Genomic DNA, 22,852 nt, shown 5'->3' with positions numbered 1-22,852 from the left:
TAGGTGCCCATTATAAAATAAAAAAGCACCCAGACCGAAGTGTGGATGCTTTAACTTAAGTCTAAATATTACTAGAATAAGTTTGAGAAGAATTGTTTGATGTGGTCAAGCATACGTGCAAAGAAACCTGCTTCTTCAACATCTTTTAGCGCCACAAGTGGTTTTTCAGCAATCACCTTACCATCAAGGCTTGCTACATATTTACCAACCACTTGACCTTTTTTCAACGGTGCAGTCAGTTTCGGTTGAACCACGAGTTGTGTTTTGATTGCGTTGGCTTGGCCTTTAGGCATCGTTACGTTGAAGGTTTCAGCTAAACCAATTTGTACGTCACTTTCTTTACCAAACCACACTTTTGATTTTGCTAAAACTTGGTTCGCAGCTTGAACATTTTTAGTTTCAAAGTTTGCATAACCCCACGCTAAAATTTCACGTGTTTGCGTTGCGCGTTCTTGCATGCTTGGCGCACCAAAAATCACAGAAATCAAACGCATTGGGCCACGTTTAGCCGAAGTTGTTAAGCAATAACCCGCTTCGTCAGTATGACCAGTTTTTAAACCATCGACACTTGGGTCAGTATAAAGCAGGGCATTACGGTTGCCTTGTTTGATACCGTTAAAGGTAAATTCTTTTTCAGAATAAATCGGATAATATTTTGAACTGTCGTGAATGATGTGCTGTGCAAGCGTTGCCATGTCTTTAGCGGTCGAGTAGTGACCTTCAGCAGGCATGCCTGTTGAGTTCATGAAGCTGGTATTGGTCATGCCAATACGTTTTGCTTCAGTGTTCATCATGTGAACGAAAGTGCCTTCGTTCCCAGCAATGTGCTCAGCCATAGCTTTAGATGCATCATTACCCGATTGGATGATAATGCCGCGTAACATCTCTAATGCAGTCGCAGTACCATTTAATGGCACATACATACATGATTCTGAACTACTACCACGACACCAAGCAGACTCGTTCATCCGAACTTTTTCATCTTCGGTGAGTTCACCCGCCAACAACTTTTGCTCAATAATGAAACTCGTCATCATTTTTGTCATTGACGCTGGTGCTAATTTTTCATTTTCATTTTTAGATGCGAGAATTTGCCCAGTCTCATAATCCATCAGCACATATGATTTATTATTTAGTTCTGGTGGTGAGGATAAGACAGTTGCTGCAAATGAAATGCTTGGTACGAGTAATGCCGCAGCAAGGGCGCTTTTTTGAATCATTCTAAGGGGTTCCGATTTCTTTAGTATAAGCACGAGAGCTTTGCATTTTAGGACAAAGTTCTGCCGACTTCTACGGGAGAAATCGGCTTATTTCAAAGATATTGTAACCAATTGGTATTATTTGCTGTAAGTACTCAGTTCTTTACAAATTTCTTGATTTTTTGCTTTACCTGCTTTTTTTGCATCGGCTTGAGCTTCGGCTAAAAGAGGCTTAAATTTTTTCTCTTTGCTGAGGCTTTTAAGGTATTCAGTCGGATTTTTCTGTTGCGGTAGATACTCTTTGGCCAAGGTGTTGTAGCCATTTTCAAACTGACTCTGGTCTGAAACGAGACTTGGACAAACTTCTGACAGAACATAAATTGCAGCCAACTCTTGCTGCGTCACTTGTTGCAGTGGAGTCACTTCAATATTTTCGTCTTTATTGGCTGCATGAGCCGAACCAATGGCAATCAAAGAAGAACCACAAACTGCCAAAATCACTTTTTTCATTACATTCAAATTCATTCTAAACCCTAAGTGCATACATGTTGTTGCCATAATAGGATGAGCTTAAACAAATTTTAAGTAAATGTAAGCGCAAAAGTGTATAGAAGCTGTTGAAGTCGCTTCATCGTTTTTACATTTTTCCGTCCAATAAAAAAAGGATGAATAACCCCATTATTCATCCTTTTTTGCGATATAGATGTAGAACTTGAATTAACCTTCAAAGTTTACAACGTCATCACATACTGACTTTTGTTCTGCTTTGTCAGTACCCTTTGCATCTGTACGAGCTTCTTTCAGAATCGACTGGTATTCGCTGTCTGACTGCAATTTTGCATAGGTCATCGACTTATCTGAGTAGTCTTGTAAATAGGTTTGAATTAAAGTTTGAATGTTGCTTTCAATTTTAGGGCCTTGACCCACCAAAGCAGGGCAAAATTCGGTCATGACTTGCGCTGCTGCAATATCTTCTTTTACGATGGTGTTGGCTTCTTCTGTGCTTAATCCCTCTAGTGCAAAAGCAGATTGAGAAATCATGATAGCCATGCCTAATCCGAAGAAATTACGTAATGTTAAGCTTTTAATCATTTCTAAAATCACATATTTATGGTGGATGCGGAGACTCAATATATATATTTTCAGTTAGAATTCAATGAAAAGTTCTGATCAGTCATTTTTTTAATAAAGATTTTTGTTTTGAACCTTTTAATCGCCAATGGTCATCACCTAAGAGATGTTTACTTTTTTTAATCTTTCGTTTGGGCGGTCTTTAGAATGATCTGCTTGTTGGGTACAAGGAGATAAGATTTAGAGATAAAAATGCTTATGAATGTAGGTAAACTGTGGTGAACCAAATAGCCCTTGGATGAGAACTATTGGGTTTGATTTTCAAATGTTCAAATATTGAGAGCTAAAAAGCACTATAAGCTTCGAATAGCTGTAATTTCATCTTGTGTAATGTCGAGTGATTCTAAGAATTTTTGATGCTCTTCAGGTTCCATCTCTTCAAATTTTTGATGCCACTTCATCATATCTTCTTTTGATAAACCTGCTGCGGTCATAATCTCTACCCATTTGGCTTTATTCACGAACTTTTCCTTTAATAAAATGGACTTTTTCAATAACTCAATGATCGGTTTTTGATGAGCTCGTAAGTTATTGATCTCTTGTTCCAATGCACGAAAATGATTTTCCAAGATCTGCCCTTGGGATATGCTAAGTGGTTATAAAAGCAAACGAATATCTGAAATGGATAGTCCGTAAGAACGGTAGGAGATGATGCTTTTAAGACGCTCAATTTCACTTTCACCGTACCACTGGTATCCATTTTCAGCGATTAAGCTTGGTTTTAATAAACCCTGTTTCTCATAATAGAGAATAGTCGTTCTGGATAACCCGAGTTTTTTCGCTAAGCGAGATAGAGTAAGCATAGTTTCCATCATTCGTTCATTGTCCCATTAAGCTAAACCCTTTACTTATAGACGGGTCAATCAGGAAGATATCAAAAATATAGCAAATAAATTGATGCGAATAGAACATTTGTTATGGCTTATTTTACAGCTGTCTTTACAGGTAGCGAGCGACAACATGAGCTTAGCTGTTTAACGCAACTCAGCTTGGTTTCATGGTCAATATATGATTTATAAAGCGAATGAAAAGTCTATAGATGTTGTGGTGTTGAAAGCCATAAACAGCCTCTATGGGCGAGGTCTTTGAAATTTAAGATTGATTTCAGTTGTGAGCACTATTATTCAGCATAGACAAAAGAATAAGGTTTGGGTGCGTATCATGACTGAAGAAAAAACATTGCATGAGGTGCTGAGCAAAGTACCTGAAGTCACTTTGCTGTTTTGGATCATTAAAATTGCGGCAACAACACTGGGTGAAACAGCGGGGGATGCTTTATCCATGTCGCTTAATCTGGGGTATATCGTAAGTACGGGCATCTTCGCCATTATTTTTGCAATATTCGTCGCAGCACAGATTAAGGCCAAAAAATATAATGCATTTTTTTATTGGTCTACAATTATTGCAACAACAACTCTAGGGACAACTATAGCGGACTATGTTGATCGGACCTTAGGACTGGGCTATTTAGGTGGCAGCTTAATCTTATTCGGCTTACTTATTTTATCTTTATTGGCGTGGTACTACAGCAGTGGGTCAATTGCGGTACAGAGTATTCAATCTTCCAAAAGTGAAGCGTTTTATTGGCTGACCATCATGTTTTCCCAAACATTGGGCACAGCGCTAGGGGATTGGACAGCAGATACGCAAGGGCTGGGCTATACCAGTGCAGCACTTATCTTTGGCGGTTTACTTTTATTGCTGACCATGCTTTATATGTGGACCAAAATCTCTAGAACTTTCTTATTTTGGGCTGCATTTGTACTCACGCGGCCATTAGGTGCCGTACTGGGGGATTTCCTAGATAAGCCCATTAGTCACGGAGGGTTGGATCTGAGTCGATTTGGCGCATCTTTTGTTCTATGTGGTTTTATTGTCTTTTGTTTGGTGGCTTTTAAACCCAAAGCAGCAGCGACCGCTCACTAAATAAGATATCAAGTTGAACATCTGCTCAATTCATGATGATCCATACAAAAATCGCTATTCTTCATTGTGTTTTTTAGTACAGAACATTTTTAAATTTTATGATCTGAATAGAGTTAGCTTTCATTTGAGGGCTATTTCAAGTTTTAGTCATAGAAGTGTCATTTTATAGCTAGAAACTTAAACCTTATTCACCCTCAGATATTTTATACTGCCGTTTAATGTTTTGCGTTTTCACTCCCCAAATGGACGAGGCCGTTCTACTTTGGTGATGCTTAAAACTTTTCATGCTATCAAACACTTCCTGCACCTCCCAAATAAAAGGGTCATGGCATTGCTTGACCTCAAAAGAAATGCAACCGTCTTCTTGATGAGTTAATTCAATATGTTCTGGAAGGAGTTTCATCACCATACGGATTTCTTCTTTAGACACACAGATTAACAGGCCATTGAGTTTAACCATAGGACTCCTTATTGATCTCCGACATTGTTAGCGTTTGTTTGTTTAGCCGAATTCATCACATGTCTGACGCGACTAATCTGGTCATATATGACTTTGCGCATTCGGTTTATCGCACCCAGTGGCTTATGTTCAGCTAATGCATGCCATGGTGTAAAGGAAAGATTTTCACAAAACTTATTTTGCTCAGGGGTATCAAAAACTTGCTGAGGAATACGAATAGTGGCCACCTTATAGAAAGGAGCTTGGTCTTCTTTCCATTCCGTCATCGAGTCTTCAACAGACATTGAACTGGATGTCCGAGGTTGTACTAAAAACTCCATGCAGGCATCACGATCTTGTAAAGTTGTTCGAAGCGCCTCTCTTAAAAAGTCCTTTTGAGGAGTAACTGGAATCGGGCTAACAACGCTTGAACATGCGCGAGCAGAATACTTTACCGCTTGACGATGATCGCCGACTCCTAATTGATAGGGCACCATAGACCAGTATCTGGTTTGCAGTGGATTTGAAATTTTATTTCTAGTGTTCAAGGCAATCCAAGTTCCTTTGGCCCCTAATGCAAAAGGGACATGCAGTTTTTTTAGAAATCGATCGCTATTGATATCTTGTATAAATGATAGATAACGAGCGGGGTCATTTACAAAGAATACAGGGTGATTGATCATAATGAAATCTTGCGTAGCCGCAGGTTCATCTAAAAGGTTTTTCTCTGGCACGGCTAAAAGTTTGATCGCCATGCCGCGTGCATCTTTTTTTATATCCGCCTGTTTTGCATTACTCGATCCATTCGAAAAACGAATCCATGCTTGATAAGTTTTTCCCGGAAAAAAAACACCATAAGCCATGTTTTGAGGCAATGTTTCGTTTATCTTAAATTCTGCACGTACGCAACCATGTGCTTTAGGGTGCGCATCACGTAGCGCGATATCTGTGGAATATTGTTTTCGGATCGTCATTTCAATGATGTTCGCGATTTCTTTAGCAGTGGCGGCCTCATTTGGATAAAGACTTTCACTTAGAGCATGATCTACATCTGGGTATATAAAATCTTTAGGAGAAGTCAACATTACAGGTGGTGTATTCGCTTCTACGTTAGCGGCGATACCTGTGAGTAATATGGCATGAAAAAGTAGACCTAAACACATAGGCCTTGCGGAGTTAGGCATTGATTGTCTCCTTGCTCTAAAGCTGGATTTTTTTAATTTTTAGCCTGATGATATGGACTTGTTTAGTCTTATTTAAGACACAGAATTATGATTATATCTGTGGCATTTTTTTATTCATGGCTACTGTCTAGAAAAAACTTAATGAGGAGCTAATCTTAGAGGTGCTGAAAATTTGACATTGGTTTAAAATTTGTTCGAAGATGTTTATCTCCCCAAAACCAATAATGATTATAAAAGAGAACGAGCATGAGCGAAAAAAATCAAAGTCATGAATGTTTAGTCTGTGGGCAGAAATTCCTCATTAAAAACCTCATTCCTATGGGGGCAATACGAAAATCTATTACCGAAGAAATTTCACATGATTTTCCAGAATGGTCGCCTCAAAGTTATATATGCCAAGCAGACTTAACTAAGTATCGAATTCAGTATGTTCATTCACTGTTAAAGTCTGAAAAGGGGGAAGTGACTGATCTTGAATATGAGGTGATTAAAAGTTTGCAACAACATGAAGTGATCACCAAAAATGTTGAAAATCAGTTGGATCAAAATTGGACTTTAGGGGAAAGGCTGGCAGATAAAATTGCGACCTTTGGCGGTAGTTGGGCTTTTCTCATGTGCTTTGCGACTTTCCTAGCCATTTGGATTATTGTCAATACAGTGGTCATGGTTACGCACCCTGCCGATCCATATCCCTTTATTTTATTAAATTTAATTTTATCCTGTATTGCAGCGATTCAAGCTCCTGTGATTATGATGAGCCAAAATAGACAGGAAGCCAAAGACAGATTGCGTTCGCAAAACGATTATAAAATTAATTTAAAGGCAGAGTTAGAAATTCAACACTTAAATGAAAAACTAGATCATCTGTTGATGCATCAGTGGAATAGGTTAGCCCAAATACAAGAAATACAACTGGATTTGTTATCCGAAATGAGTAAAAAACGCAAATAACTTGGCTCAATATCCAAACACTTAAAAGCATTTCTGTAAGAGTGAGTGATAGCTAAACTCGCTTTCTTAGATTTTTTAACTCTTTGCTTTATAGTTATTTTTCTATGTAAGAGAAGAGTGCTTTTACAAAATCAAGAGATCTATATTTTATCTTTTTGAAGGCGTACTCACCAGTAAACACTTTAAACGTATGCTTATTCTTCTATTTTTAAGCTCTCTCTTTTGTTCTGCCCATGCAAGAGTAAAGTACTCACCCAGATCAATGATTTCATCTTTTCAGATTGCCTGATCTCAATGTATAGTCTTTCTGCATCGAGGACTCTATAGCTTTTCTTTTCGCTTTAAAAATTTAGTTTTTTCAAGCTACCCATAAATCTACCTGTTTGAATTGCAGATTAAAAAGACGAAGACGAGTGCAAAATAGATGTATAAGACTTTTACCGACTCATATAGATTGAAGAAGATCCATCAGTGAATATTTTAATAGCCAATGACGATGGTGTTTTTGCACCAGGTATTCAAGCGCTCGCACATGCTTTACGTCCATTAGGTCGCGTGGTGATTGTAGCACCTGAAAGTGAACGCAGTGGTTTTTCCAGTGCTTTGACTTTAGATCGCCCCTTACGCCCAATCGAAATTGCACCCGACATGTGGGCAGTCAATGGAACACCCGCGGACTGTGTCTATTTGTCCATGAATGGCTTATTTGACTTTGAGTTTGATCTGGTTGTTAGTGGCATTAATAGCGGGGCAAACTTGGGTGATGATGTACTCTACTCAGGTACTGTTGGAGCAGCATTTGAAGGGCGTCTAATGAAACAGCCAGCCATTGCGGTATCACTTGCGGGTCCTGAAGTCCGTTCGTACAATCGTCCAGAAGATTATCATCATGCCGCACAGTGGGTGCATGATTTTGTGAAGCAAGGTTTGCCTGCACTGCCACCACGCCATATTTTAAATATTAATATTCCAGATGTTGCTGAGTTACAGGGCGCTAAAATTACTTATCAAGGACGTCGTCGTCAGTCTAAGCCGATTACCAGTCATGTTGACCCACGTGGTCGTCAAGTGTACTGGATTGGGCTTGCAGGTGAAGCTGTGGCAGAACCGAAAAGAGGCTATGATGAGGTAGAGTCAGACTTTTTCGCCGTGGCGAATGGTTTTGTCAGTATTACGCCTATTCAGATGGATGCAACCAACTATGAAGTTTTGCATGCATTACAAGGGCAAATAAGTGCTTAAAAGGCACTACAGCTGAGCAATACAGGGAGTGTATTCAGCTGTTTGTTATAACTTTGTGAAAATACGCGCAGAGATACTATTTTCACATACTTTTTTGCTAATCTTAGCGCAAATTAAACTGATTATTTTTTGTATTTTTAGAGAGTAAGATAAATGTCTGTGTTGTCTCAAATTCGTTTCATTGCAATTCCTACAGCACTACTGAAAACTGTCGTGTTATCCACAGCTGTAGTTTCAACTGTTATTTTGAGTGGTTGTGCTTCTAAACCACAGGTTAACAATGCAACACGTTTTGCGAAAGCACCAGACTATTATACAGTTCGTTCAGGCGACACGCTGAGCGGTATTGCAACTCGTTATGGGCTGAGTTATACCTCTGTTGCAGACATGAATGATATTGCTGCGCCGTATCGTATTTATGTGGGGCAGTCATTACGTTTAAAAGGTTCGGGTAGTCCGCGTACAATCACGACGCAACCTATTACACAAACCGCTCCAATTCAACGTCAAAATGTTGGTCTCCCGAGTCAAAATACGACCACCACAACCACAACAACTCCTGCTAAAGTACCGACCGCACCTGTTGCGAGCTCGAAAAGTTCAACTTTACGCTGGGTAAAACCAAGTAATGGCGCTGTTTTGCAAGGTTATAATTTAGCAAATAATGTGAAAGGTATTCGCTATGCTGGTAACCAAGGTGATCCAATTTATGCAGCAGCAGATGGCCAAGTGGTGTATGCAGCAGACGGATTGAAAGAATATGGAAACTTAATTTTGATTAAGCATATTGATGGTTATATCACAGCATATGCACACAACAGTGCAATGAATGTGAAGAGCGGTCAAAATGTGACGGCAGGACAGAAAATTGCGGAAATGGGCTCCACAGGTGCAACACGTACCATGTTAGAGTTCCAAGTACGCTTAGATGGCAAGCCAATCAATCCGACTATAGTTTTACCATTAAATTAAAAAATCTGAATCCAACGCAAAAAATTCACCGTATAATACAATGAGTTGTTTTTATCAAATAGATGAAAACTTCTCATGAATCCAGAGAGAATTTTATGTTAGATCAACTACGGGCAATGGGTGTTTTTGCTTGTGTTGTCGAAAAGAGTTCATTTAGTGGTGCCGCACGTGAGTTAGGCATCACTACAAGTGCTGTGAGTCAGCAAATTCGTTCTTTAGAGCAAGAGATGGAAGTTGTTCTTTTACATCGCTCAACAAGAAAGTTGAATTTAACTGAAGCAGGCCAGGCTTTTTTCCACAGCTGTCAAGAAATGCTCGCCGCTGCTGAACGTGGCAAAATACGTATCAATGAATTGCGCGATGATCTTGTGGGTGAGCTGCGAATAGCCACTACGCCAGAGTTAGGTGCCAATCATGTGATTCCTGCTTTGTCGCATTGGATGTCTGCACATCGCGGATTATCTATTCATATTGAAGCAGATAATCATTATGTGGATTTGATGAATGGGCGAATTGATATTGCCCTCAGAATGAGCCCAACAGTTGACGATCAAAGCGTACATGTTGTGCCATTGGCGCGCGTGGAACAGATTTTGGTTGCTTCACCGAGCTATTTGAATCAGTCTGCACCAATTTCACGACCTGAAGATTTGAAAAATCATGATCTAATTCCGATCACGATTATGAAAAATAATCATGATTTTGATTTTAAAAATGTGGTGACAGGTGACGCGGTTAAACTTGAGATGAAATCAAGAGTAGCCAGTAATAATATTTTAGTGACAAAGACTTTATGCCAACATGGGCATGGAGTTGCACGTATTTTATATTTAGATGTGCAAAAAGAATTGGTAAACGGTTCTTTAGTGGAAGTTCTTCCAGAGTGGAAGCTCCCTAACTTTACGCTATATGCCATCATTTCAAAGCATGAACAACAGCCGATGAAAATCCATCGTTGTTTGGATGCATTGAAACAATACTTTTGCCAACTCCCCGGCGGTCGTATTTACCAAGAAGCAAGCTAATTCGATAGAGATTGTAACTGACGATCAGTCAACCCATACACATGCTTATAAATTTTAAATGACATAACTACATAATTTGAGTTAAGCGGTTCACATGGAACCGCTTAACATGGAGAGCAGCAGAGAAAGGCCAAAGCATTTATGTCTGTTGCTCTTTATTTTTTTCCTTCAAAAAAAACAATACTTTTATTTCAAGCTCAAGCTATCGAAGCCTATTCAGCCTGATCTTGTGTTAATTCTAAAGCACGTTGGTAAGCAATTTTCTTTTTAATACCGGTCAAATCAGCCGCTAACTGTGATGCAGCTTTCACTGATAAATCTTGTAAGAGACGTGTTAAAAGCTGGTCGAGTTTTTCTTGCGCCATATCTTTTTCAGTGGTCGCACCACCGACAACCAGCACAATTTCACCTTTTTGTTGATGATGATCGTTTGCAATAAATTCAACCAACTCACCTAAAGTCATCTTTTTGATGGTTTCAAAAGTTTTGGTAATTTCACGGGCAAAACCGACAGGGCGGTCAGCACCAAAGACTTTAGCCATGTCACTGACACTGTCTAAAATACGATGTGGTGCCTCATAAAAAATTAGGGTTTGCGTTTCGTCTTTGAGTTTTTCCAAACTTGCCAGTCGTTGGGTTTGTTTAGAAGACAAAAAACCTTCAAAGCTGAAACGATCACTTGGTAAGCCCACTGAGCTTAAAGCTGCAATGGCAGCACATGCGCCCGGTACAGGGATTACGCGGATATTATGCTCTTGTGCCGCACGAACCAATTTAAAACCTGGATCACTGATAAGAGGCGTTCCTGCATCACTGATAAGCGCCATATCTTCACCTTTCAATAAACGTTGAATCAAAATGTCAATTTTGTTGCTTTCGTTATGATCGTGGCATGCGGTGAGCGGTGTTTGAATATTAAAGTGTTTCAGTAATTGTACTGAAGTTCGTGTATCCTCAGCAGCAATGATTTTGACTGATTTTAGTACATCAATTGCGCGGTAAGTCATGTCATCTAAGTGCCCAATAGGGGTTGCGACTACAAATAACTGGGCACTCATGGGTTTTCTCCGCGCTGCAAAATAATAAAATAATAGGTTGGCTTGAGTGCTTTGATGCATTCAACCGATACCGCGATAAGCATTCTACCTGAATTGTCCGTCGTGGCGTGAGCTAGAATGTTGTCGGCGATGGATTTGCAGGAGTTGGTAAGACATTCGACTGAAATCTAAACGCCAAGAAAGCTTTAAAACACGGAATGAAATGAAATGGTTGGCTTGAGAGATTCACAGCAGTGGTTTTAAACATCAAGACGTAAGATTTTTGATCGAAATTGAGCTTTTCAAAATGCACTGATTAAAAAATAAAAAGAAGTGGGGGAAGATAAAGAGATGAAGCTGGGACAATGGGCAGAGCAACAAGCTTTGACTGTGCTAGAAGAACAGGGGTATGTTCATGTACGGTCCAATTATCACTCGCGCTTTGGCGAAATTGATCTGATTGTACAAAAAGGGCAGGAATTGGTTTTTGTTGAGGTCAAAGCACGCTCAAAAACGCGTTTTGCGCAGGCTATTGAAACAATTTCCTATTCAAAACAACGCAAAATAGCAAAAACGGCCATGTTATTTTTACAAGATCATCCACATTTCCAGCAATATTATTGCCGCTTTGATGTGATTTGTTTTGATTTTTTTAAAGAAATTGCAAAAACCATACAGCAAGATTTTTCAAAATTCACTTATGATCAGCAATGGATAGAAAATGCTTTTACTTTTGATCAAGACTTTATTAATCTTTGAACAAAATCAAAGCTGAAATGCTGAATTAAAATAGTTTGAAAAGTTGAGGAGTCTTGCTGAGTGTTCAATCGTATTGCAATGACCGTATTATGCGTCGCAAGTTTATCTGGATGTGCAAGTTTCATTTCGGGTGGGACAGGAACAGCCGCTGTAGGAACAGAAAGCGGTGCACGTTCATTAGGGCAGGTCTTTATTGACTCTTCAATTGAGCGTACTGCAAAAATTAACTTATATAAATTGGACAGTCGTTTTAAACAGTCACGCGTCAATATCGAAAGTTTTCATGGCAATGTCTTATTAACAGGACAAGTACCCGATCAACACTTACGTCAGTTGGCCGAAGACAATGTACGTGCGATGTCGGATGTCAAAACCGTGCATAACTACATTACAGTTGGAAACCAAATTAGTTATAGCACCATCATGCAAGACACCTCAGTTACAGCAAATACACGTGGCTTGATCATGAAAGCTGCAGTTGTTTCAGATGCGAAAGTGCGTATTCACACCGAAGATGGCGTGTTATATGTGATGGGACGTTTAAATGGTGCTGAAATTACCGATTTAAACCAAGTGTTACAGCAAGTGGGGAATGTGACTAAAATTATCACACTGGTGGATAATATAGAGCAACAGACGCAAACGACCAGTGCATTTGCATCACCAATGATTAATTCAACACCGACAGAGCAAACGCCTGTTGCGATAGACCCAGACCAAGTTGAGCCAAATAATGTTCAATAAGCTTCAGCCTTTTGTTCAAAGACTGAATCGTTCGGTAGAGTATGCAAGATTACTCTATCGTGACTTTCGTATTTATGATGTCGGTAGTTATGCCTTAAACCGTTTAACACCGCGTAAGGGTTATTCGGTCCAAGAAAATGTAGCCTATGGGTTACGTGCGCGACACCGTTTAGATTTGTTTCGTACACAAACACCGCGTGAACACCGTCCTCTGATTGTATTTGTGCATGGTGGCGCATGGATGCATGGCGATAAAAAAGATTATCGTTTTATTGGCGAAGCCTTTGCCAAAGAAGGCTTTGATGTGGCGGTGATTAACTATCACTTGGCGCCTGAGCATATTTTTCCTGCCTCTATTGATGATCTCAGCTTGGCTTTAAATTATCTCAATGTACATCAACTTAAATATCAAATTTCGACTGAAAAAGTGGTGTTGATGGGGCATTCTGCGGGCGCATTTAATGTGATGTCTGCGCTCTATCATCCGAAACCGTATGAAATACAATGCCGCAGCCAAATTACCGCCATTATTGGTTTAGCCGGACCTTATCATTTCGACTATAAAGGCGATCCAATTTGTGCGGATGCTTTTGATCAGAACAGGCCTTATCAAGAAGTGATGCCATATTATTTCGTCGAGTCGAATACGGTTAAACATTATCTATTGGTTGCGGAGAATGATGATGTCGTCGGGTTAAGCAATGCCGTTGATTTGGATCGTAGGTTGAAAGAAAAAGGTAACTACAGTCAACTTTGGACGGTGCCGCGTATCGGTCATATTTCAATGATTGGTTCGGTATCGAGTTTGTTTAGTCGTTACTTCACGACCAAGCAAAAAATTATGCAGGCGCTAGAGGATGCGCTTAAGCACTAATTGGGTTTTAAAGTGTATTTGTTGTAGAGATAGTGAGTGAGCTTAGAGCCACTCACGTGTATCATCTGCGACCGTTGTGCCTTCTGTCGCATGCATGATCATGGCATGTGCAATACTGCCTTTGAACGGAATTTCAGGCAATTGATCAAACTTAAAGAATTGGGCATCGCTGATTTCTTCTTCTTGTAAGCAAAGCTCACCCGATGCGTATTCTGCTTTAAACGCAATCATTAAGTTACTTGGAAAAGGCCAAGGCTGACTCGCCAAGTATTGAATATTTTTAACTTGAATGCCGACTTCTTCTAAGGTTTCGCGGCGTACCGCTTCTTCTAAGGTTTCACCGACTTCAACAAAGCCTGCAATCAACCCATACATATTGCTACGGGTATTACGCGCATTTTTTGCCAACAGGATTTCATCTTCACCTCGTGTAATGACGGTGATAACACAGGGTTGTACCCGTGGATACTGATGATAACCACAGGCAGGACAGATCATGGCATATTCACTGGCATGTGCTTCTGTGGCGTGGCCGCAATGACTACAAAATTTATGATTGCGACGCCATTCTAGCAGTTGAATAGCTCGGCTGGCCTGTTCGAATTGTTTAGTGCTCCAGAGTGGAAGCAACTGGCGAATTGGGATGAGTTCTAAGCCTTCAGGAATCGGCTCATTGTCTAGCAGGTCTCGTGCAATCACTTGATCACCCGAGTGAAAACTTAAATCACTTGCTAGTTTTTCCACACGAGGCAATTGAAAGTTATGGTCCACCAACAATTGTTGTTGGTGGAAAATATAAGCAAGTGAAAGTTCTGACATTAGGCAACAGTCTTTAGTTTTTGGCTACTGTTCAATGCTACATCAAACATACTGTGTAATACAGGCTGTTTGTTTTTTAAGTTATCAATCAGCATATCTGCACTTGCGAGAGCATCAAGTACATGATTCACCTGAGCGGCAGTGAGCGCAGTTTCAGCCGTGAATTGTTGTTGCACAAAATCTGCTGAAAGATTCAGAGCAGTTTGACCATTTTCAGCGCCTAAGAACAGCATTGCGCCAGCAACTTCACGTAGTTGTGCAGGGGTGTTCTCAAGTGTAGCTAAATCTTGTTCTTGCTGATATTGCGCCAACGCTTGACTACTTAAGTCAATAGACGTTTTAGCCTCAGTCAATAAAGCAGCATGGGCTTCATCTAAACGGTCTAGTGAAATATTCATGTTGTTGACACGCAGCTGTAGGCGGCTTGAAGTATGGTGACGTTCTAACACGCCAATCGAGTTCATTGCCGACAAGATCACGTTCATCAACTGCTGCGCAAAACCTTCATCTTTCAGCATATCTGGTTGACTAAGTGATGCTGCCTGACGGTTTAAGTCATTATGTGCTTCATTTAAGTTCAATACTTTGAAGATGTTCGCCAAATCGACCAGTTTTGCTTGGAGCTCTCGGGTCTTCTCAGGGGTCATGGTTTGGTAGTTGTACTCAATGTCATTGCGGATTTGCGACATTTCGGTGGTTACCAAATCACTAATGGTATGCATTGTGTCGAAATCAGGGCCATACAGATGACGACTGAAAACTTGTAGCTGCGTATCTGTGAGTAGGTCGTCGCCAATATTGAGTTTGCCGCGGATGTGTTGAGACACTTCGTCTTCTTGGCTAATACATAAGCTGAGAATGTTGGCAAGATCTGTGAGGTTGGCTTTGAAACGTTTAGGTGCAGTAAAGAACTGAGCAATGTTACGTTCGATACTAATCAAAGTGCGTAAACGTGGTTCATTAATGAGCAATTTTTCAATTTGATTGAGTGCAACATAGACCAAGTTCCAGTACTGTTTACTCGGCTTTTGTTCTGCTAGACCCGCTAAATAAGTACCCACCAATTTCATTGCTTGTAAATCAAGTTCGCTTTCTTCTTGTTTCAGCATTTGGCTTAAAGACAGCTTATACAGGCGATGAACATATTGAGATTTTTCAAGACTTGGTGCTTGAGGGAGGCTGAAATCTGGGGTAATACAGTCCAGTAAGGACTCGATGTGCTGACCTTCTTGTGTTAAAGGCTTTGCTAGTGCAATTTCAAGACGGTTTAAGGTGTCGAGTAAAAACTGTGGAATTTTCACTTCTCTTAAGCAAATGAACTCAATATATCGCTTCAGCATGGTCGTGCCTTCGCTGAGTGCAATCACATCTTGCGTATTAATCTGTGCAGGATTCCCCATGATCTTGCGCATAAGCTCTGCGGAATATTCAGCAATTTTGGCTAAGCTCGACATATCAATCAAGGCAAGCACTTGAGCACATTGCTCAAATTGGTTTAATGCGTCGTCAATTCCAAAAGGTAAAGTATGATCTTCTGCTAAGGTGCTCACAGCTGATTCAACTAGCTTAATGGAGTTATCCACTTCATTTTTTATTATCAGCAGCGCTGTTGGATTAAAATGAATAGAGGTTTGGTAAGACATTGATCTGCACCTATCCTAGTGTTTTATCGTGTTTATATGCTGCCCAATAGAGGCATAGCAACTTGTTTATCACTATAGCCTAACTGAAAAATCTTGTAATACAAAAGTTAACATAAACTTTAGATTTTATTTGGCAAAAAGGCAGGGTGTGCCATGTTTTTCTTGGTATTGTTTGACCCAAGTCTCATGTGCTTCAAGTTCTTCGGCTGAAGGGTGAATTACCGCCAGTTCAATATCCAGTGTTTGACGCTGACTTTGCCCATTTTCTTCTTCACTATTCGACAGGGCGTCCATATCAAAGGAAACCTGACCACCTGTCATGGCCAAGTAAACGTCGGCTAGAATTTCAGCATCGAGTAAGGCCCCGTGGAAGGTACGGTCACGCTGTGGAATTTCGTAACGGCGAACTAAGGCATCGAGTGAGTTTTTTTGCCCCGGATGCTTAGATTTTGCCATCGCGAGGGTATCTGTCACTGCACAAACTTCAGAAAGCGCAACAAATCCTGCACGCTTGAACTCCATGTCTAAGAAGTTCATATCGAAGTTTGCATTATGCGCAATGATTTCCGCACCTTTGAGATAGGCAAATAAAGTGTCAGCAATCTCTTGATACAGCGGTTTATCTTTTAAAAAGTCATCAGAGATCCCGTGGACATTTTCAGAATCGCCCACAGGTTTTTTCGGGTTGATGTAGATATGAATAGAGCTGCCTGTAAGCTTTCGATTGACCATTTCAATCGCACCAACTTCAATAATGCGATCGCCATCTTGATAATAGAAACCCGTGGTCTCTGTATCGAGAATGAGCTGTCGAGGTCCAAAGACCTCAACCTTACGTGGAGTAATCACAATTTGTGGATGTTGTTTAAGTTGTGTTAAATCCACACTTGCCACAACTTCAGACGTTTGTTCAATAGAAGGCACCGTTGTAGCAAGTTCTGGTTCAGCGACTAAACTTGGCTCTTGTTCTGCAACGTGTATTTCACTTTCGGTTAAATCTTCGCTGTCATCGGCTTCTTCGTCATCGAAACCCAAACCAAAAGGGTCGTTTAACAACCAGTCTGGTTCAATTTTTTTTTTATCTACAGATGGTTCTGTTGTCGTTGTTTTAGACTGACGAAGTTGAGCCTGTGTTTGATCGGCACCGAGGTTTGCCAATTGATCTGCCATTTCATTACCTTCATGACCTGCATGGCCTTTGACCCAGTGCCAATCGATATCACGGCCTTGGCAGGTTGCATCGAGTTTTTTCCACAAATCTGGATTTTTAACGTCTTTCCAGTTTTTCTTTTTCCAACCTGTAATCCACTCGGTAATGCCGCGTTTGACATAGGTTGAATCTGTCCAGACTACCAACTTCGCATCGGTTGGGCAAAAAAGAATGCCTTCAATGGCCGCGGTGAGTTCCATACGGTTATTGGTGGTGTTGTCTTCACCGCCACACAGTTTATGTTCTTCAGTTTCTGTAATAATGTACGCGCCCCATCCCCCAAGACCAGGGTTTCCACGACAAGCACCATCGACATACAGGGTAATTGTTTGTGACATACACAACTTCCGTAAACTGAAAATTAAAACTAAGCGGGCACCATTGTATAACGCAAATGCACTAGAGAAGTGTATAACATGCAGCTTTTTTAATTTCTTGTAACATTTATACTGATTTCAAGTTAAATTAACGCCTTGTGTCTGCTGCGTGCTTTACTACAATGGCAGATCTAAAAAATAAATTTTATACGAGTTGTTTGGATTTTCTTATGTATAAGTCAGCTGCCATTTTTGGCCAACCGATGTTACCGACATTATTTAAAATTACAGTACTCGGTTCAGCACTTGCGACACTTGGACTGGCTGGTTGCTCCTCGACGCAAAGTGCAACGCAAACATCTAAATCCAAACAAGTCGGATCAAACTACTTAGACGCAAATAGTCTAGATTCTTTAGAAGATTTACTTTCTGCAACCGACATGCGTGCGGTGGAAGGGGATCGCCTGTTGGTGTTAAAACACGGTGACGTTTGGAAGCGTATGACCGTGGGCTTTAAAATGAACACCGATCATTGGAATCCTCGTATTGATGCACAGCGCGGGTGGTTCATTTCACGCCAACCGTATTTGGATCGTTTAAGTGCACGTGCATCACGTTATTTGTATCACACTGTTAAAGAAGCTGAGCGTCGCGGTTTACCAACAGAGCTGGCTCTACTGCCTGTGATTGAAAGTTCGTATGACCCTGCTGCAACCAGTAGTGCTGCGGCTGCGGGCTTATGGCAGTTTATTCCAAGTACGGGACGTATTTATGGCTTAAAACAAAGTAGCCAATATGACGGACGCCGTGATGTGGTCGAGTCAACACGGGCTGCGTATGAGTTCTTGGGCAGTTTATATAACCAGTTCGGTTCGTGGGAACTTGCCCTAGCAGCTTATAACGCAGGTCCGGGCCGTATTCAACAAGCAATTAACCGTAATAAAGCCGCAGGTTTGCCGACGGACTATTGGTCGTTAAAACTGCCTGAAGAAACTATGAACTATGTGCCACGGTTCTTGGCGGTTGCACAGATCATTAAAAATCCAAATGCCTATAACATCAATTTACCACCGATTGCCAATCGTCCGCACTTTAGAGAAGTCACTGTGGGCGCGGTGAGTCTAAATGAAGTTGCGTCGATTACAGGTTTAAGTCGTGCCGAGCTGTATCAGTTAAATCCGGGACACCGTGGTGAATGGATTGATGGTGCAAGTCCAATGCGGATTTTAATTCCTGCGGATTTGAGTCCTTCAGTGGATGTACGTTTGAAAAAATTACAGGGTGGTTCAGGCGGCTTGTGGGCATCTGCAAATACCAAACTGCCTGAAAATAACCAAACGATTCAACCAAGCAAAATTGAACCACCGAGGTTAAATACCAAAGCGATCACACCGTCGAAAACTACACCACCTGTTTTAGCGACGACAACCGCAAAAACCACAACAGGAAAGTCTGCCACTTCGTCTACAGTGACGTCGTCAAGCAGTACTTCTATTACGACGCCTACCCGTGGTTCAACGCCTAAAGGGTCTAATGCACTGGCTGCTTTTGCTGCCAATAGCGATATTCCAAGTGCGCCGCGTATTCCAGTTGCGGTTACGCCAGCGACCCCAGTGAAACCAGTTTCCGTTGAACCACCAATTTCAGCAGCAGAACGTGAGCAGTTAACCGCGGCAATTCAAGCTGAAGGTCAAAGCAAAACTGTCGATGAAGTTCTGAAACCAGTTGCGACGAAAGCAGAGCAAGCTGAAGTGGTAGCTGAAATTCAGGCTTTAGCCCCTCAAGGCACAGAAATTGTGGATCCTTTAGATGGTAAAATTAAGCTCACCGCAATTCAAACCAGTCAGTCCGTGGCAGAGCTGCAAGGTAAAGAGTTAACCAAAGGTTTTGCTTATCCAAAATCTGTGGCTGACAATACTCGTTTAGATTCAGATGAAGTGAAGCGTAATCAAGGCAAAAATTTTGTTAAGACTGACTCTGAAATTGTAATTGTTCCGCCAAAAGGTAAACGTTCAACTTATACCGTACAACCGGGTGATACTTTGGCGCTGATTGCTGCCAAAAATGGGGTGAACTGGCGTGATGTGGCGAAGTGGAACCAAATGGATGCCAATGCCACACTTTATGTCGGTACATCGATTTATTTATATGATGCAAAACCACAAGCTGAAAAAGTTGAAGTGCGTTCTACCGTGAAAGCTGAGACTAAACCCGAGAGTTATACCGTTCGTGCCAATGATACCTTAACAGGCATTGCGGATGAGTTTGGTTTAAGCTTAAAACAGTTGGCTGACTATAACGGTTTAAGCGTAACCAGTGGTGTACGTGTGGGGCAAAAGCTATCATTAAAAGAAACAGCTCAATCCCGTACTAAATCCAACGATGAAAAAAACAGCAGCCCAACCAAAGTGGCAACCCAGTCGTATACGGTGAAACGTGGTGAATATCTGAAATTGATTGCAGACCGTTATGCGCTGTCAAATCAAGAATTGGCAGATTTAACACCGGGTTTAAATGCGGGCAGCAACCTGTTGGTTGGACAAAAAATTAATGTGCCACTCAATGATGTCAAAAGCTTAACGACAAGTAGTGCCAAAGCATCTCCAGTTAAAGCCGAGCCACAATTCAAAGTTGAAAGCTATAAAGTACAACGTGGTGATACTTTGTATAGCATTGCATCACAGTCGAAGATGAGCCTGTCGGAGTTGGCTGATCTCAATAATCTGTCAACCAATAGCGGCTTGCAAGTGGGTCAAAGTATTAAGATCCCTGCGGGTTCAACCGTGCCAGATACTTATACCGTTCAGTCAGGAGATTCGTTAACTGCGATTGCTTCGAAATATAATTTGGGTATGGATTATATTGCTGACCTCAACAACATGAGTCGTACAGCGGGCTTACGTGCAGGTCAAAAACTCAAATTAACGGGTGAAGTGCCTACTGTTGAAACGCCGAAAACAGTCGAAAAACAAACTACTGCAAGTAATAACTCAACCGATATCCATGTGGTGAAATCGGGTGAAACCCTAAATAGCATTGCGCGTAAATATCACTTGCAACTGAACTATTTGGCTGAATTAAACAACCTAAGCCGTACGGCGAATGTTCGTGTTGGTCAGCGTTTAAAAATTGAAGGTGATGTTGATTCAGCTCCAATCAAAACAGAAACAGTGGCAGCAAAGCCACAAGCAACTTCTAGCCGTGCAACTGAAGCTTATAAAGTGAAGTCAGGTGAGTCGTTAAACTCAATTGCAAGCCGTGCGGGGATGTCAGTGTCAGAGCTTGCTAGTTTAAATAATCTGAGTCCGCGTGCGGGCTTACAAGTTGGGCAGACCATTCAAATCCCAAAACTGATTTCGCAGTACACGGTGAAACGTGGTGATACCTTAATTGGACTGGCAAGTCGTTATGGTATGGATACTTCGCAATTGGCTGAGCTCAATGACATTAAACCGAATACGCAGTTGCGCATTGGGGATGTAATTAAGGTGCCGAACTAATATTGAGTTAAAATGCAATTTCAGAGTAAGCTTTGATGACGGTTAGAACAACACTCTTGCTGTTCAGCCTTGTAGCTATTCCTTTAAAGGCATGGTCTGCACTACAGACCATGCCTTTTATTGCACCTTATAGTACGCCGAAATACAGCCAATTGGATCATTTGCCTTATGCCAATGTGCAGGCACCGAAGGGTGGCGAATTAACACGTGCAGTCATTGGGAGTTTTGATAACTTAAACAGCATGAATGGTCGTGGTACTGCGGTTGAGGGAACCAACTATTTATTTGACTCACTCATGAGTAGTTCTTTGGATGAGCCTGCGGTGATGTATCCATTGCTGGCTGAAAAGATAAGCTATGACCCAAAAAATTTTAACGCGATCATTTTTCATTTAAACCCAAAAGCACGGTTTAGTGATGGCAGTCCTGTTACTGCAGCCGATGTAAAGTTCAGTTTTGATATCTTTCAAAGCAAATCCAATTTTGGCTTACAGATGTATTTGTCGGATTTAGCCAAGACCGAAGTGTTGTCCAAATACAGCGTCAAAATGCATTTTAAAACCCGAAATAATGTGGAAATGCCTTTGATTGTGGCCAGAATGCCAATTTATTCAAAAAAAGACTGGCAAGGCAAAGACTTTAGTCAAACTTCGGTCAAACCGATTTTAGGCTCAGGCCCTTATCTCTTAGAGAAAATCAATGCAGGGCAGCGGGTTGTTTATAAGCGTAATCCAAAGTATTGGGCCAGAGATTTAAAGGTCAACCAAGGGCGTTATAATTTTAACCGCGTGGATTATGTGTACTATCGCAGCAAAGATATTGCTTTTACTGCGTTTAAGGCCGGTTTATATACCTTGCATGAGGAAGAGTCTGCACGACAATGGGTGACAGCCTATAACTTTCCCGCAGCGAAACAAGGTCTCGTTAAAAAATATCGCTTTAAGCATTTCAATCCGATTCCAACGCAAAGTTTTGTATTTAATACCCGTCGTCAGCCTTTTCAAGATATTTATTTTCGCCAAGCCTTGACTTATGCCTACGACTTCGAGTGGCAAAACAAAGCGATGTTCTATGGGCAATATCAACGCTTGCAAAGTTATTTTTCTAATAGCGAACTAGAGGCGAAGGGTGCGCCTTCGGCTGCTGAAATCAAAATCTTAAAGCCTTATTTGGCGAAATTGCATCCCGTACAGCGAGATGGCGTTTTAAAGAACTGGCGTTATTCAGCTTCAGATGGATCGGGCTATAATCGAAATAATTTACTCATTGCACGACAGATTTTATTAAAAAATGGCTATACATATAATGCCAAAGGGCAATTGTTGGATCGGAAAAATAAGCCGATTCAGTTTGAATTTCTGATTCAGCCGAGTGATGCTGTACGTGAAATTACCCCTTTTGTTCGCCATCTAAAGCGCCTAGGAATACAGCTGAACATTCGACAGGTTGATACACCGCAGTACTATGAGCGTATGCGGACTCAAGATTTTGATATGACCCTACAAACGATGCCACAGTCTTTGACACCGGGCAAAGAACAGGTGCAACTGTGGGGCAGTGCTTCAGCCCATCAGGTGGGAAATTATAATTATTCGGGTATTCAAAATTCGGTGATTGATCAAATGATTCAACAGTTGATTCAAGCGCCTGATCGCAAGCAAGTGGTCGTGCAAACGCGTATTTTAGATCGCTTGCTGCGTGCGGGTTATTATCAAATACCGACCTATGGTAAAGCTGATCAATGGTATGCCTATTGGAATATGTACCAAAAACCAAAACAGAGTCCGCAGTTGAATGTCGGGTTGGATTATTGGTGGAGTGATGCCAAACAGGCAAAAAAGGTGGGTCGGTATTTAGGTCAGGCAGCCAAGCCATAAGCT

The 22,852-nt window shown here is 41.1% G+C and carries 21 protein-coding genes; 10 read left to right on the top strand and 11 right to left on the bottom strand.

Going from position 1 to position 22,852, the window contains the following annotated elements; translation table 11 throughout:
* Positions 1–71 precede the first annotated feature (71 nt).
* The 5 genes from dacC to ACF8FD_RS11480 all read right to left on the bottom strand — a co-directional run bounded on the left by dacC (position 72) and on the right by ACF8FD_RS11480 (position 3,133).
* The gene (gene dacC / locus ACF8FD_RS11500; protein WP_004694204.1) at positions 72–1,220 is read right to left on the bottom strand and encodes a D-alanyl-D-alanine carboxypeptidase PBP5/6; all 1,149 of its coding nucleotides are present in this window, start codon (positions 1,218–1,220) and stop codon (positions 72–74) included.
* A 117-nt stretch (positions 1,221–1,337) separates the two neighbouring features.
* Positions 1,338–1,724: an MCR_0457 family protein gene (locus ACF8FD_RS11495; protein ID WP_234303828.1), complete on the bottom strand. Its 387-nt coding sequence runs from the start codon at positions 1,722–1,724 to the stop codon at positions 1,338–1,340.
* Positions 1,725–1,916: 192 nt separating this feature from the next.
* A complete protein-coding gene (locus tag ACF8FD_RS11490; RefSeq protein ID WP_010326344.1) occupies positions 1,917–2,291 on the bottom strand; it encodes an MCR_0457 family protein in 375 nt (124 codons plus the stop codon).
* A 332-nt stretch (positions 2,292–2,623) separates the two neighbouring features.
* Complete coding sequence (locus tag ACF8FD_RS11485) at positions 2,624–2,899, bottom strand: hypothetical protein (protein WP_234303827.1); 276 nt, start codon at positions 2,897–2,899, stop codon at positions 2,624–2,626.
* 27 nt (positions 2,900–2,926) lie between these two features.
* On the bottom strand, positions 2,927–3,133 hold the full coding sequence (locus tag ACF8FD_RS11480) for a MerR family transcriptional regulator (protein ID WP_234303826.1): 207 nt from the start codon (positions 3,131–3,133) through the stop codon (positions 2,927–2,929).
* A 358-nt stretch (positions 3,134–3,491) separates the two neighbouring features.
* Here ACF8FD_RS11480 and ACF8FD_RS11475 point away from each other — a divergent pair, with 358 nt between their 5' ends.
* On the top strand, positions 3,492–4,256 hold the full coding sequence (locus tag ACF8FD_RS11475) for a hypothetical protein (RefSeq protein ID WP_224215864.1): 765 nt from the start codon (positions 3,492–3,494) through the stop codon (positions 4,254–4,256).
* 184 nt (positions 4,257–4,440) lie between these two features.
* On the opposite strand, the gene ACF8FD_RS11470 is transcribed toward ACF8FD_RS11475, so the two are convergent.
* Together ACF8FD_RS11470 and ACF8FD_RS11465 are read right to left on the bottom strand one after the other, a co-directional pair.
* Positions 4,441–4,716, bottom strand: a complete 276-nt coding sequence (locus ACF8FD_RS11470) for a putative quinol monooxygenase (protein WP_234303825.1) — start codon at positions 4,714–4,716, stop codon at positions 4,441–4,443.
* Positions 4,717–4,724: 8 nt separating this feature from the next.
* On the bottom strand, positions 4,725–5,879 hold the full coding sequence (locus tag ACF8FD_RS11465) for a catalase family protein (protein WP_234303824.1): 1,155 nt from the start codon (positions 5,877–5,879) through the stop codon (positions 4,725–4,727).
* 246 nt (positions 5,880–6,125) lie between these two features.
* On the opposite strand from ACF8FD_RS11465, the gene ACF8FD_RS11460 reads away from it, so the two are divergent.
* From ACF8FD_RS11460 to ACF8FD_RS11445, 4 genes are all read left to right on the top strand, one after another.
* Positions 6,126–6,830 (top strand): DUF1003 domain-containing protein, encoded by a 705-nt coding sequence (locus tag ACF8FD_RS11460; RefSeq protein WP_234303823.1) that lies wholly within the window; start codon positions 6,126–6,128, stop codon positions 6,828–6,830.
* 471 nt (positions 6,831–7,301) lie between these two features.
* Complete coding sequence (gene surE / locus ACF8FD_RS11455; protein ID WP_058869283.1) at positions 7,302–8,072, top strand: 5'/3'-nucleotidase SurE; 771 nt, start codon at positions 7,302–7,304, stop codon at positions 8,070–8,072.
* A 153-nt stretch (positions 8,073–8,225) separates the two neighbouring features.
* Complete coding sequence (locus ACF8FD_RS11450; RefSeq protein WP_205666893.1) at positions 8,226–9,044, top strand: peptidoglycan DD-metalloendopeptidase family protein; 819 nt, start codon at positions 8,226–8,228, stop codon at positions 9,042–9,044.
* Between the two features lie 95 nt (positions 9,045–9,139).
* Positions 9,140–10,069, top strand: coding sequence for a LysR family transcriptional regulator (locus ACF8FD_RS11445; protein ID WP_010326350.1), 930 nt, complete (start codon positions 9,140–9,142; stop codon positions 10,067–10,069).
* 212 nt (positions 10,070–10,281) lie between these two features.
* On the opposite strand, the gene rsmI is transcribed toward ACF8FD_RS11445, so the two are convergent.
* Positions 10,282–11,127 (bottom strand): 16S rRNA (cytidine(1402)-2'-O)-methyltransferase, encoded by an 846-nt coding sequence (gene rsmI, locus ACF8FD_RS11440; protein WP_126035949.1) that lies wholly within the window; start codon positions 11,125–11,127, stop codon positions 10,282–10,284.
* Positions 11,128–11,457: 330 nt separating this feature from the next.
* On the opposite strand from rsmI, the gene ACF8FD_RS11435 reads away from it, so the two are divergent.
* The 3 genes from ACF8FD_RS11435 to ACF8FD_RS11425 are packed head-to-tail and all read left to right on the top strand — an operon-like array spanning position 11,458 to position 13,483.
* Positions 11,458–11,865, top strand: coding sequence for a YraN family protein (locus ACF8FD_RS11435; protein ID WP_078388871.1), 408 nt, complete (start codon positions 11,458–11,460; stop codon positions 11,863–11,865).
* 60 nt (positions 11,866–11,925) lie between these two features.
* On the top strand, positions 11,926–12,609 hold the full coding sequence (locus ACF8FD_RS11430; protein ID WP_010326352.1) for a BON domain-containing protein: 684 nt from the start codon (positions 11,926–11,928) through the stop codon (positions 12,607–12,609).
* A complete protein-coding gene (locus ACF8FD_RS11425) occupies positions 12,599–13,483 on the top strand; it encodes an alpha/beta hydrolase (RefSeq protein ID WP_062034475.1) in 885 nt (294 codons plus the stop codon). Before ACF8FD_RS11430 ends, ACF8FD_RS11425 begins: the two co-directional genes overlap by 11 nt.
* A 42-nt stretch (positions 13,484–13,525) precedes the next feature.
* On the opposite strand, the gene nudC is transcribed toward ACF8FD_RS11425, so the two are convergent.
* The 3 genes from nudC to dnaQ form a co-directional block, all read right to left on the bottom strand.
* A complete protein-coding gene (nudC, locus tag ACF8FD_RS11420; protein ID WP_234303822.1) occupies positions 13,526–14,302 on the bottom strand; it encodes an NAD(+) diphosphatase in 777 nt (258 codons plus the stop codon).
* Complete coding sequence (locus ACF8FD_RS11415) at positions 14,302–15,945, bottom strand: chemotaxis protein (protein ID WP_234303821.1); 1,644 nt, start codon at positions 15,943–15,945, stop codon at positions 14,302–14,304. Before ACF8FD_RS11415 ends, nudC begins: the two co-directional genes overlap by 1 nt.
* Positions 15,946–16,071: 126 nt before the next feature.
* Positions 16,072–17,493: a DNA polymerase III subunit epsilon gene (gene dnaQ / locus ACF8FD_RS11410; RefSeq protein WP_234303820.1), complete on the bottom strand. Its 1,422-nt coding sequence runs from the start codon at positions 17,491–17,493 to the stop codon at positions 16,072–16,074.
* A 209-nt stretch (positions 17,494–17,702) separates the two neighbouring features.
* Here dnaQ and ACF8FD_RS11405 point away from each other — a divergent pair, with 209 nt between their 5' ends.
* A complete protein-coding gene (locus ACF8FD_RS11405) occupies positions 17,703–20,972 on the top strand; it encodes a LysM peptidoglycan-binding domain-containing protein (RefSeq protein WP_279678773.1) in 3,270 nt (1,089 codons plus the stop codon).
* Positions 20,973–21,007: 35 nt separating this feature from the next.
* Positions 21,008–22,849, top strand: a complete 1,842-nt coding sequence (locus ACF8FD_RS11400; RefSeq protein WP_234303818.1) for an extracellular solute-binding protein — start codon at positions 21,008–21,010, stop codon at positions 22,847–22,849.
* Positions 22,850–22,852 lie beyond the last annotated feature (3 nt).

The organism is Acinetobacter sp. TYF_19, assembly GCF_043105125.1.
In the GTDB taxonomy this organism is placed as follows: Bacteria; Pseudomonadota; Gammaproteobacteria; order Pseudomonadales; family Moraxellaceae; genus Acinetobacter; species Acinetobacter johnsonii.
Note: the sequence above shows the minus strand (reverse complement) of the source record. Positions and strands in the feature narration are given on the sequence as shown.